At 71.2% G+C, this 12008-nt stretch carries 8 protein-coding genes; 4 read left to right on the forward strand and 4 right to left on the reverse strand.

Going from position 1 to position 12008, the window contains the following annotated elements:
- Window positions 1-15: 15 nt before the first annotated feature.
- Genes ACFOX0_RS16985 through ACFOX0_RS16995 form a run of 3 tightly spaced genes read left to right on the forward strand, consistent with a single transcriptional unit; the run spans window position 16 to window position 3586 of the window.
- The gene (locus ACFOX0_RS16985; RefSeq protein WP_377546743.1) at window positions 16-1404 is read left to right on the forward strand and encodes an aspartate aminotransferase family protein; all 1389 of its coding nucleotides are present in this window, start codon (window positions 16-18) and stop codon (window positions 1402-1404) included.
- Window positions 1404-2444, forward strand: a complete 1041-nt coding sequence (locus ACFOX0_RS16990) for a glycosyltransferase family 2 protein (protein ID WP_377546746.1) — start codon at window positions 1404-1406, stop codon at window positions 2442-2444. Before ACFOX0_RS16985 ends, ACFOX0_RS16990 begins: the two co-directional genes overlap by 1 nt.
- Window positions 2441-3586: an endonuclease/exonuclease/phosphatase family protein gene (locus tag ACFOX0_RS16995; protein ID WP_377546748.1), complete on the forward strand. Its 1146-nt coding sequence runs from the start codon at window positions 2441-2443 to the stop codon at window positions 3584-3586. Before ACFOX0_RS16990 ends, ACFOX0_RS16995 begins: the two co-directional genes overlap by 4 nt.
- Here ACFOX0_RS16995 and ACFOX0_RS17000 read toward each other — a convergent pair.
- Entirely contained in the window at window positions 3553-6579 is a 3027-nt protein-coding gene (locus ACFOX0_RS17000; RefSeq protein WP_377546751.1) for an AfsR/SARP family transcriptional regulator, read from the reverse strand. The two genes, ACFOX0_RS16995 and ACFOX0_RS17000, sit on opposite strands and share 34 nt — an antisense overlap.
- Before the next feature lie 451 nt (window positions 6580-7030).
- Here ACFOX0_RS17000 and ACFOX0_RS17005 point away from each other — a divergent pair, with 451 nt between their 5' ends.
- Entirely contained in the window at window positions 7031-8320 is a 1290-nt protein-coding gene (locus ACFOX0_RS17005) for a DegT/DnrJ/EryC1/StrS family aminotransferase (RefSeq protein WP_377546754.1), read from the forward strand.
- Here ACFOX0_RS17005 and ACFOX0_RS17010 read toward each other — a convergent pair.
- The 3 genes from ACFOX0_RS17010 to ACFOX0_RS17020 are packed head-to-tail and all read right to left on the reverse strand — an operon-like array spanning window position 8317 to window position 12000.
- Window positions 8317-9339, reverse strand: coding sequence for a MupA/Atu3671 family FMN-dependent luciferase-like monooxygenase (locus ACFOX0_RS17010; protein ID WP_377546756.1), 1023 nt, complete (start codon window positions 9337-9339; stop codon window positions 8317-8319). The genes ACFOX0_RS17005 and ACFOX0_RS17010 overlap by 4 nt on opposite strands.
- 7 nt (window positions 9340-9346) lie before the next feature.
- Window positions 9347-10585, reverse strand: coding sequence for an MFS transporter (locus ACFOX0_RS17015; protein WP_377546759.1), 1239 nt, complete (start codon window positions 10583-10585; stop codon window positions 9347-9349).
- Window positions 10582-12000 (reverse strand): condensation domain-containing protein, encoded by a 1419-nt coding sequence (locus ACFOX0_RS17020; protein ID WP_377546762.1) that lies wholly within the window; start codon window positions 11998-12000, stop codon window positions 10582-10584. The genes ACFOX0_RS17015 and ACFOX0_RS17020 overlap by 4 nt, the downstream gene beginning before the upstream one ends.
- Window positions 12001-12008 lie beyond the last annotated feature (8 nt).

Raw genomic sequence — 12008 nt, forward strand, 5'->3', positions numbered from 1 at the left:
TGCGACACCCTACCGATGAGCGATGTGCAGGACCTGTACCGCAAGTACGTCAGCCGCAGCCAGGTCTCGCTGATCACCTCCTTCGGCTTCGGCCGGGTGCTGGCCGACCACGCGGAGGGCGTCTGGATCACCACCCGGGACGGCCGCCGGATCCTCGACTTCACCGGCGCGGTGGGCGTACTCAGTCACGGGCACAACCATCCACGCATTCTGGCGGCCCGCCGCCGCTTCGCCGAGAAGCACCGGATGGAGGTGCACAAGGCGTTCTTCTCGCCCTACGTGGCGGCGCTCAGCCACAACATCGCCCAGCTGCTGCCGGGTGACCTGAACATCTCCTACTTCCCCAATTCCGGCGCCGAGGCCAACGAGGGCGCCATCAAGATGGCGTACAAGTATCACGGCGGCGAACGCAACACGATCCTGCGCGCCGACATCAGCTTCCACGGCAAGACGCTGGGCGCCGGCAGCCTGACCGGCTCGACCGAGAACGCCTTCCGCTTCCCGGGCCTGCCCAACATCGTCACGTACCCGTACGGCGATGTGGAGGCGGTGCGCGCCGCGGTGCGGGCCGCCCGCACCGCGCGCGGTACCTGCGACGTGTACGCGATCATGGTGGAGCCGTTCAGCGCGTCCAGCATGCGCAGTTGGACGGCCCAGGCCCTGTACGAGCTGCAGGCCCTGTGCCGCGCGGAGGACATCGTCATGATCTTCGACGAGGTCTACACCGGTTGGGGCAAGACCGGCAGCCTCTTCTACTTCGATCGCCACCCGGGCCTGGTCCCCGACATCCTGACCTATTCGAAGTCGTTCGGCGGGGGTAAGGCATCCATCTCCGGGTACACGGCCCGCGAGCCGATCTTCCGGCGGGCGTACGACCGGCTGTCGGACGTGATCCTGCACAGCACCACGTACTACGGGTTCGGCGAGGAGACCGCGACGGCGATCGAGGCGGTCAATGTCGCCGTGGAGGACGACTTCCCGGCCCGGGCGCGGGCGATCGGCGACCTGCTCGGGCCCGGGCTGGACAAGATCCGGCAGCGCCACCAGTCGCTGGTGACCGAGGTCAAGGGCGCGGGGGCGCTCTGGGGTGTCTTCATCAACGGCGGGCCACGGATCCTGGACCTGGCGGCCAAGCTCGCGCCGGCCGGTTTCCAGAACGATCCGCAGTTCCGCACCAAGCTGATCACCCTGTCGGTGATCGCCGAGCTCTACCGGGAGCACCGGATCCTCACCTATTACAGTCCCAACGTGGAGAATCCGCTGGTGGTCTCTCCCATGCTCGTCACCGAACCGCACGAGGTGGAGTACTTCCTCGACGCGCTCGACCAGACGCTGGGCAAGGGCCTTCCCCAGCTGCTGACGCGCTTCGTGCGGGACAAGTTCTTCCAGCGGGCGGGTGCCTGATGCTGTCGCGGAATCCACTCGTCTCGGTCGTCGTGCCGAACTACAACTATTCGCGGTCGCTGCCGGCCTGTATCCGGGCCATCCAGGCACAGGACTACGAGCCTATCGAGATCATCGTGGTGGACGACTGCAGCACCGACGGGTCCGCGCAGATCGCCCGAGATCTCGGCGTACGGGTGTTGTCGACCGGCGTGAACGGCGGTGTCGCCGTCGCCCGCAACACCGGCGCGGCGGCGGCCCGCGGCGAGGTGCTGCTCTTCGTCGACTCGGACGTCGCGATACCGCCGCACACGGTGAGCCGGTCGGTGCGACTGCTCGCCGAGGACCCCACCGTGGGCGCGGCCTGCGGCATGTACGAGCCGGAGCCGTTGATGGGTGGCGGTCTGGTCCAGGAGTGTCGTGCGCTGCAGGCGTACCACTGGCGGATGAGCGCCGAGGGAACCGTCAGCTTCCTGTTCAGCGCCATCTGCGCGATGCGTACGGAGGTGTTCCGCGACGTCGGTCCGTTCAACCCTCGGCTGCGCCAGACCGAGGAGGTCGACTACGGATTCCGGCTCTCGCAGCGGTACCGGGTCGTGTTGACCGCCCAGATCAGGGGACGCCACGACGAGGACGACCGGCTGGGGCCGTTGCTGCGCAAGCTGTTCCATCGGGGCCGGCTACGCATCCCGTTGTACAGCCGGATGCGGCGCTTTCCCCGCGGTTTCGAGACGGCGTCCCGGGCCGGTTCCAGCGTCGCGGCTCTGGCGGCGGCGCTGTCCCTGCCGCTCGTGGCCGTCGTGGGACCGGCCGGCCTCGCACTGCCGGTTGCGCTGGTCGCGCTGTCGATCTACGGTGACCGGGACACCTACGCCTTCGTCCGCCGGCGCCGGGGCACGGCCTTCCTGCTTCCGTACACGGGCGTCTCGCTGTTGGTGAACATGGCGATCGCGGCGGGCGGCGCCGCCGGAGTGCTGCAGGCGCTGGTGTCGCCCGCGTTCCGAACCCTCTACGACGAGCAGCAGACGCGCCAGCCCGCACCGATCGGGGACCTGTCGTGACGGACGGGGCGACGGAGCTGCTGACGGCGGGGACCGCCCCGGTCGCCCGGGACCCGGTCCCCGCGTCGGGCCCGCGATGGTGCCTCGGCACCAGGCTGTTGGTCGCCGCCACGGCCCTGTGGTGCGCGTACGTCGGGTCGCACCTGTTGCTGAGCGGGCGCTGGTGGCTGTGGGTGCTACCCGCCGCGATACCTCCGCTGGCCTTCGTCGTGGTGCCGGCACTGCTCGCGGCGGCGACCGGTACGGCGGCCCTGATGTCACGCCCATTGCCGCGGCTCCCGCGGTATCTGGTGCTGTGTGCCACGCTGGCCGCGCTGGTGGCCGGCGCGCCACGGAGCGGCCTCAACCCGGCGGCGTTGGGGAGCCGGCCGGCCGTTCCACCGGGTGCGATCTCGGTCGTGTCCTGGAACACCCAGTACTGGGATCGGACCGACGATCCGGACCGGTTCTACGCCTACCTCACCGGCCTGCACGCCGACGTCTATCTCCTGCAGGAATACCTGGACTGGGATCCGGCGGACCGGGGCAACGAGGCACGCGAGGTCGACGACCTCGACCGGTTGCACCGGGAGTTCCCGGGCTACCAGGTCGTCAACCGCGGTGAGCTTGTCACGGTGTCGCGCTTCCCGATCGTGGGCAACCCCCGGGTCGGCCCGGACCGGGCGCCGGGTGCGGACGCGAGTTTCGCGGCGCTGTACGCCTCGGCGAAGGTACTCCGGACCGACCTGCGGATCGGGGACTCCGTGGTCAGCTTCTACAACACGCACATCCCGGTTCAGGTCTCGGTGGAGCCGCGATCCGACTTCGTGTCGGACACGCGGCAACGCGCCACGGCCCGGGCCGGGCAGTTCGCCGGGCTGGAACAGGACATCGCCGACAACCCCGGGCCGGTGTTCCTGGCCGGCGACTTCAACACCAGCCCGGCGATGGGCGACCTGCGGCCGCTACGGCGTTTGCTGACCGACGCCACGCCCGCCCTGCGTTCGGTCTACCCGGTCAGCTGGGAGCTGCACGGGCTGCCCCTCTGGCGCCTGGACTGGGTGTTCACGAACCAGGGCGTGCGCGTCGAACGGTACGAGTTCAGCGACTCGCAGGGCATGTCCGACCATCAGGCGCAGCGGATCTGGGTCTCGCTGTCCTGATGCCACCTGTGCCGGTCGGGTCCGTCAGCGTCCTCACCCGTTGGCGGGCCCGGCCGGTCACCGACGACGGCAGCACTCCGATCGACGCCCGGATCGAGGCCAGGTGGGTCCGCCGGCAGTTGCTCGCCGGTGGAGTGCGCGTCCGCGAGTGCGGTCAGGGCGTGCCGTTGTCCGACCTCGTCACCCAACTGTTGAAAGGCGGTCAACGCGTGGCCGGCGGGCACGATCGCTCGCATGCCGAGCCCGCTGTCCAGGTAGAGCTGCGCCATGGTGAGCAGGGTGCGGGCTCGCACGGGCAGCTGATCGCGGCTGCGGGCCAGCCGCAGCGCCTCGTGCCAGCCGGCCAGGGCGAGCCCCGGGCGTCCCTGGCGCATGTGGGCCTCGCCGAGTCCGTACCGAGCCAGTGACTCGACCGTGTCGTCCCGCCCGCGCAGCGCCCGCAGGGCCGCCGCGAACGCCTTCTCCGCCTCGGCGGCCTGCCCCGTGTCGAGATGCAGGCCGCCCCGCACGAGTTCCACCCGCGCCAGCTCCACGGGCTGGTCGAGGTTCTCCCACAGCATCGCCGCCCGTCTGAGCGAGACGTCGGCCGTCCCTGGATCGTGCAGTTGTGACACCGCCCGCGCGAGGCCGGACAGCGCGGTCGCCTCGGTGTACGCATCGCCCGCGCGATGGGACGCGGCGCAGGCGGACACGTACCGCCGTCGAGCCTCCTCCAGCCGGCCGGCCGACTCGTCGAGAAAGGCGAGCGCGAACTCTCCGATGCCGGCTGCCCGCTCCTCACCGAGCGCCGAGAAGGTCTCCCCGCCCTTGGCGATCCGCGGGCCGGCGGACCCGAGGTCCCGAGCGGCGATCTCGACCGCCGCGAGCGCGTAGAGCGTCCCGGCCTCGCCGGCGTGCTCACCGGCCGCCCGCGCGTCGTCCAGCGCCCGCAGGTGAACCAGACGCAGGTCGTCGAGATACTTCCGGGGCATGCTGCCGACGGGCGTCGGCGGGCACCACGACCACCGCGTCGCACCGGCTTCCGGCGCCGTGCAGCTGACCACCAGATGCAGGAGTTCCGCCGCGTCGTTCCATCGCGGCGCGGCGAGTCGGTCACCGATCCGGTGCAGCCACCGTCGTGCCGCCTCGTGGCGAGGTCCCGGGTCGTCGGCGGGCGCCAGGGTGGCGGCCGCGGCCCGGGCCACCGCGGCGTGCCGGACGGCCTCGCTCTCCTCCAGACGGCACCGTTCCCGCACGAAGAGCCGGACGAGACCGTGCATGCGGTACTGCGGGGAGGCGGCCTCTTCGGTCGTCACCGCGGTCAGCAGCTGACCGTCCACCAACGTCTCCAACTGCGGCAGGACCACGTCGACCGGCAGGTCGGCGACCGCGGCGGCGAGAGCGGCCGGGAACTCCTCGGACTCGATCAGCCCCAGCAGCCGCAACAACCGGCGTTCGGCCTCGCCGACGTGCTCGTAGCTACGGGTCAGGCTGGCGCGCACCGAGAGGTCGCCCGCGGTCAGCAGGTCCAGGCGCCGGTGGTCCTTCGCCAGCAGGTCGCGGATCCGGCGTAGACTCCACTGCGGACGCGCGGACAGGCGGGCGGCGGTCACCCGCAGGGCCAACGGCAGGCCGGCGCAGAGCCGGACGATGTCCTCCGCCATGTCCGGTTCGGCGACCACCCGCGCGTGGCCTACGGCGTGTCGCAGCAGGTCCAGGCCCTCGGTTCCGGTCAGCACGTCGAGTCCGAGGTGCAGCGCACCCTCGAGGCCGGCGAGCCGACCGCGGCTCGTGACCAGCACCGCGCAACTGGCCCGCCCGGGTAGCAACGGACGAACCTGCCACTCGCCGACCGCGTCGTCGAGCACGATCAGGACACGCGACTCGGCGAGCGTGCTGCGGTAGAGCGCGACCAGCCCCGGGACGTCGTCGGGAATCCGGGAATCCGGAACTCCGAGCGCGCGCAGGAAGTAGCCGAGGGCGCCCGCGGGAGTTATCGCGGTTCCGTCCCCGGCCCGCATACAGAGATGGAGCTGGCCGTCGGGAAAGGTCGGACGCAGCAGGTTGGCGGCGCGTACGGCCAGTGCCGACTTGCCGATGCCCGCCATTCCGGACAGGGAGACCACCGGTACCGCGGCGGCCTGGGCCCGCCTGGAGTCGATCCACTCGCGGATGCGACGCAGCACGTCGTCGCGGCCGGTGAAGTCGGCGATGTCGGCGGCCAGTTGCGCGGGTGGTGGCGTCGCCTGCCGCCGCGCCACGACGGGCTGATGCTCGTCGTCCAGCGTGCCGTCCAGGATGGACTGGTGTAGCGCCCGCAGCCGCGGACCCGGGTCCAGGCCCAGCTCCTCGATCGAGATGCGTCGGCCCTCGTGGAAATAGCCGAGCGCCTCCGCCTGGCGACCGCTGCGGTACAGCGCGGTCATCAGCTGGGCCCGGAACGATTCCCGGAGCGGGTGCTCCGCGACCAGGCGGGTGAGTTCGGCAGTCCACTGGCCGTGCCGGTCAAGCGCGAGGTTCGCCTCGACGCATTCCTCGATCGCGGTGAGCCGCCGTTCCTGAAGGCGGGCGACCTCCACGCGCAGCGCCGCGACGTCGGCGATCGCGCCGAAGGCGGGACCGCGCCACATCGCCAGGGCCTCCTGGTAGACGCTCGCCGCGGCCCGCATGTCATTCGCCGCGACGGCCTGCCGGGCTTCCGCGATCAGCCGCTCGAACTCGTCCTCGTCGACCTCGCCCGATGCCACCCGCAGCAGGTAACCGTCGTCACGACGCTGGATCCGGTCTCGGCCGCCCAGCGCCCGGCGCAGGTGATAGACGTACACCTGCAGGTTGTCCCGGGCGGTGCGCGGCGGCCGGCCGTCCCAGACGACATCGATGAGCCGGTCGATGGATACCGCTTCACCCCGGTGGCACAGGAGCACGGCGAGGACCACGCTCTGCTTGCGTGGACCGGGCGACACCCAGTGGCCACCGCTTCTGATCTGCAACGAGCCGAGGATCTGATATCTCATCGTCCTTGTCCCCCCGTACCAGAGATTCGCCGGCCGGGTCCGTTTATGCGAAGCGCATCGGTTACCACGCGGCCGTTACATCGACCTTTCGCTTCGATCCGGTGTGCATGGACTGCGACATCCCGTCAACCGGTGCAACCCCTTTTTTGAAGGCTTGACCAGGAGCTTTCCGCCGCAACCTTGACGAGAGTAACGAATTGGCATCCAGCGTTCCACCTATTGATAACAGTCATAGCTGGACTTGTCCAGCGGGGCAGGCCAACCGCCCGGATGGTGGTCACGGGTTGGAGGTGCAGGCGTGATTCCGATATGACGCACATTGACGTGCGGAAAGTCAATAGAATGTCCATGCGACGATCGCCACTTGGACAGTCGAAGCGCTAGGTGGGCTGGCTTAATAAGATCAAGCCGGTCTATTCCTAATAGGCGGGACGCCGTCGGGAGGAGCGTCATGCGGGGCAGCCGGGATCGTCGGGACACGCTTGCCGTCGACGGCGGGACGCCGGTGCGGTCGGGACGGCCCTGGCCGGACTGGCCGCAGGTGGCGGCCGGGGCCGAGGAGGAGCTTCGATCGGTGTTGTACAGCGGCCGCTGGGCGATCAGCAGCCCGCACCGGCGGGAGCTGGCCGAGCAACGATTCGCGCGCCGGTTCGCCGGCTACGTCGGCACCCGGCACTGTGTGCCGACCGATCACGGCTCCAGCGCGTTGCTCATCGCTCTGGAGTCGCTCGGCCTCGAATACGGAGGCATCGTCCTCGTACCGGCCTTGACCTGGACCGCGTCCGCGACGGCGGTGTTCCGGGCCGGCCTGGTGCCGCTGCTGGTCGACGCGGATCCGGCCACCGGCACCATGGACGCCGAGGCGCTCGACTTCTCGTCCACGCCGGCGGCGGTGCTGGTGGTGCACTGGGCCTGCCGCATGGCGGACGTGCCGACGATCAGCCGGGCCGCGTCGTCGCACGGCGCGGTGGTCATCGAGGACGCCGCACAGGCACACGGTGCGAGGTGGCAGGGTCGTGCGGCCGGATCGCTCGCCCTGCTCGGGTGCTTCAGCATGCAGCACTCGAAGGTGCTCACCTGCGGCGAGGGTGGGGCCGTCGTCACGAACGACGACGCGCTGGCGCCGCGGCTGGAGGAACTGCGCGCCGACTCCCGCCGCTATCACGGTGCCGCTCGCGACGGCGAGCTGGACCTGGCGGAGACCGCCACGGTCATGGGCGCCAATCACTGCCTGGACGAGTTCGGCGCGGCGCTGCTCTGTGCCCAGCTCGACCTCCTTGAGGCGCAGCACGACGTGCGCAATCGCAACTACCAGGTGCTGTCCCGGCTGTTGGCGGACGTGCCCGGGGTCCGGCTGCTGCGACCGGCGCCGGAACAGGACCGGCTGTCGCTCTACGAGGTCCCGATCGTCTTCGACCCGTTGCCGCGTGAAACCGGCAACGCGTGGGTCGCCGACGCGCTGAGCGCCGAGCTCGGCCTGCGGGTCTATACCCCGCGTACGCCGTTGCACCGCAGCGCATTGCTGCGGCCGTGGACCAGGCCGGCACTGGCCGCGCTCAGCGACCGCTTCGTCGCCCTGCACCGCGACCGCGCCTTTCCGGGTGCCGAGTACCTCGCGGCACACTCGGTGTTGTTCCACCACAGTGCTTTCCTCGGCACCGAGCAGGACATGGCCGACATCACGGCGGCCGTGGGGAAGGTGGCCGGGGTCATCGCCGCGGGGCGTTCCCCGCGCGGCTAACCGGGCGCGCAGACCCGGCGGAGTTCGTCGATGTACTGCAGGCCGGCCAGTGCGGCCTCCACCGGCACCCCGAAGTCGATCAGGCAGGCGATCTCGTCGACCCCCGCCGCACGGGCCCGCTCCACCACGACGCGGGCGTCGGCAACCGTGCCGAAGAGCCCGTCCCGGTGGAAGTACCGGTCCGCGGCCCGGACCACGACGACCGGCACGAAGGTGTCATCCGACGGCGCCGGGCCGTCACCCACGGGCAACCCGGCGGCGCGCAGGTTCAGGTCCAGGGCCGTCATCAGGTAGCGGTGCAGCGGAGCGGACGCCGTCTCCAACGTCGCGGTACGCCGCTCGCCGAGGTACGTGTGCAGCATGAGCACGACGTGCCCGGAACCGTCATGGCCGGACTCGGCGTAGGCCTGCCGGTACGCGCGGACCCGTTCGGGAAGATCGTCCAATCCGTAGGTCAGCAGGTTGGTCAGCACGCCCACCCCCGCCCGGCCGGCGGCCGCGAAGGTCGTCACGCTGCCGCCGCTGGTCAGCCAGATCCGCGGTTCCCGCTGTACCGGACGGGGGTAGATCCCGCCCGGAGGACCCGCGTCGCACGGCTCGCCGCGCCACAGCGCGCGCAGCGTCTCGATGGCCTCGACGGTGAGTTCCCGGCGCCGTTCGTAGGCTTCCGGAGCGAACAGGAAGTCCTGCGGATTCCAACCGGAGGCCAGGGAGATGCCGGACCGGCCGCCGGACAGGTTGTCCACCATCGCCCACTCCTCGGCGATGCGCACCGGATGGTGCAGCGGTGCCACGACACTGCCGGCGCGTACCCCGATCCGGGTGGTCACCGCGGCGACCGCGGCCGCGGTCACCGCCGGGTTCGGGAACAGACCCCCGAAGCGGTGGAAATGCCGTTCCGGGGTCCAGACGGCGGCGAAGCCGCGGTCGTCGGCGAAGCGCGCTCCCTCGAGCAGCAGCCGGTAGCGATCCTCCTTCGCGTCCGCGTCGTCGGCGAAGTAGAACAGGCTGAAGTCCATCGCTCTCCTAGCGGGTGTCGGCGGTCAGGGCAGCCGCCGGAGCCGGAGCCGGGTCCGACTCCCGCCTCCGGTCGGCCCGGGCCAGCGCCGGATCGACGACCGCCAGCACCAGCGACGCGACCACGAGCAGGCCCCCCACCAACGCCGTGGCACGCAGCCCGCTGAGGCCGAGCGCAAGGCCGCCGACCGCTGAGCCGCCCGCGATACCGAGATTGAAGGCGGCGGAATTGCCGGCGGAGGCCAGGTCGGAGTTGCCGGGCGCCACCTCCAACACCCGGCTGGTCAACGCCGGGCTCATCGCTCCGAGCGCGAAGCCGGACACCGCCAGCATGGCGATCGTGGCGGCCGGCGACGGCCCGAACGCCCACAGGCCCAGCAGGGACACCAGGGTCAGGGCGACAGAACCGATCATGACGAGGTGCGGCCGTCGATCGACGAGCATTCCGCCCAGGATCACCCCGACCAGGTCCACCACGCCGCGCAGCAGCAGCACGAGGCTCACCCCGGCGGCGGGAATCCCGGCGACGTCGGTGATGAACGGAGTCGTGTACGTGAAGCAGGCGAACATGCCCGCGATCACGAGGATGGTCAGCGCGACCAGCAGCAAATAGCGCCGCGTGCTCGGTGCGGTGCCGGAGGCCGCGTGTCCCTGCCCGACCGGGGAGGTCGGCATCAGCGTGGCCACCAGCACGAAGGCCAGTAACCCCACCGCGGCGAGCCCGAAGAAGGCCGCCCGCCAGCCGGCCTGCTGTCCCAGCCAGGTGCCGGCGGGGACGCCGAGCATCGGGGCGAGGGCCGAGCCGGAGAACACGGTGGCCGCGGCGCGTCCCCGGACCTCGACCGAGAACAGGCTCGCCGCGGCCGGACCGACGATCGCCCAGAAGACGGACTGGCTCAGGGCCACCGCCACCCGAGCCGCCAGCAGGACGGTGAAGCTGGCCGCCGCCGCCGAGGCGAGGGTGGCGACGACGAACACCCCGAGCAGTACGGACAGCAGCAGCCGGCGCGGAACCCGCCCGGTGGCGTAGGCGAGCGGTACCGACATGATCGCCACGGTCAGGCCGTACCCGGTCACCAGGAGACCCGCGTTCGGCAGGGAAACCTGGAACTCCCCGGCGATCAGCGGCAACAGGCCGACGGGCAGGGTCTCCATCGCGACGAAGCAGAACGCGCCGACGGCCATGGCGAGCAGCGCGCCCACCGCCCGGGCCGGTGACCGACCAGGCGCGTTCGACGTGTCCGTCATGCCGGAGCCGTCGCGCCGGACGTACCCACCGGGCGCCGTTCGGCGCTCAGCCGGATGTCCGTCAGCCTCCGGTCGGGCTCCTCGAACAACGCGGTCAGCACGGCCACGTAGTCGCGGGTCCAGTCGGTCACCTGCCGCCGGTCGAAGAAGGCCGGACCGTAGGCCACGGTGATTCCCGTCCCGCCGGTGTCGGCGAGCACCCACGGGGTCACCCTCTTGCGGGTCATCGCGAGCCATCCGGGTTGGTCCGGCCGCAACGGTACGGGGACCGCCTCCGCGGACGGCGCGTCGGCGGGTGGCCCGACCGGCGCCGGGGACACCGTCAGGCCGGCGAAGACCGGTGGGCGGGGCGGTAGGTCGGACTGGAACCACACGTCGTACAGGTTCATCTGCGGCCAGGGGCGCTGCCGGGAGAAGTCGTCATTGGCGGCCGAGGCGACCAGTTTGTACGGTGCCGCGTGGCGGATGGCCAGTGCCGACTCGCCATGAACGAGACGAACGACGTCGGCCAGTGTCGCATCGGCCGGTACCGTCGTGGCGACGTAGGTGTTGGTGGTGAACTGACCGACGACCTCGGCGGTGCGCGGCCCCCGGCCCGACGTCGTGGTGCCGATGACGGTCCGCGGCCGGCCGGTTGACGCCGCGAGGAGGGCCCGGTAGGCGCCCAGCATGACGAGGAAGGGTGTGGTCCGGTGCGCCGCGGCGGCGTGCCGCAGGCCGGCGGTGACCCGGTCCGGAAAGTCGACCCGGACCCGAAGCTCGATGCCGGTGTCCACGCTGGCCGAGCGGTCCACGGACGGAAAGACCTCCTCGCGGGGCAGCGGCCGTAACCGGTCACGCCAGTACTCCGCGGCCGCCCGGGCCCGTTCGCCGTCGAGGCGGCCGGTGTCCATCGTCGTCGAGTAGCCGGAGACCGGTGCCGGTGGTGCGACGGCGCCGCCGCGGCAGCCGTACGCCACCCCGAGGTCACGCAGCACCAACTGCGCCGACCGGCCGTCGGCGATGAGATGGCACAGCGTCACGGCCAGCACGTGGTGCGAGTCGCCGAGCCGGATGAGCCGCACCTGCCACAGCGGGGCCGTGTACACGTCGAAGGGACGGTCCTCGGCCCCGCGCAGCAGTTCGTCGAGGCGTACGGTCCGCAGCTCGGCCGGCAGGCCGGAGAGGTCCGTGACGGACAGGGGAACGGGAACGTCGTCCAGGAAGCGGATCGACGGGTCGTCGCCGCCGGAGACGAAGACCAGGCGGAGCGCGTCGTGACGAGCGATGAGGTCCGCCATGGCCGCTCGCAGGCGCGGCACGTCGAGGGGGCCGCGCAGACTGACCGCCTCGGCCGCGTTGATGCCCAGCGCGCCCGGCCGGTCGGGAAACAGTGACCGGGCGAATTCCCACAGCATCTCCTGGCCGGGAGCCAACGGTCGGA

Source organism: Micromonospora zhanjiangensis (assembly GCF_042650605.1).
GTDB classification, from domain to species: domain Bacteria; phylum Actinomycetota; class Actinomycetes; order Mycobacteriales; family Micromonosporaceae; genus Micromonospora_J; species Micromonospora_J zhanjiangensis.

Coding starts and splice junctions, on each gene's coding strand:
- ACFOX0_RS16985 (WP_377546743.1), top strand. CDS start 16: ATGAGCGATGTGCAGGACCTGTACCGCAAGTACGTCAGCCGCAGCCAG.
- ACFOX0_RS16990 (WP_377546746.1), top strand. CDS start 1,404: ATGCTGTCGCGGAATCCACTCGTCTCGGTCGTCGTGCCGAACTACAAC.
- ACFOX0_RS17000 (WP_377546751.1), bottom strand. CDS start 6,579: ATGAGATATCAGATCCTCGGCTCGTTGCAGATCAGAAGCGGTGGCCAC.
- ACFOX0_RS17005 (WP_377546754.1), top strand. CDS start 7,031: ATGCGGGGCAGCCGGGATCGTCGGGACACGCTTGCCGTCGACGGCGGG.
- ACFOX0_RS17010 (WP_377546756.1), bottom strand. CDS start 9,339: ATGGACTTCAGCCTGTTCTACTTCGCCGACGACGCGGACGCGAAGGAG.
- ACFOX0_RS17015 (WP_377546759.1), bottom strand. CDS start 10,585: ATGACGGACACGTCGAACGCGCCTGGTCGGTCACCGGCCCGGGCGGTG.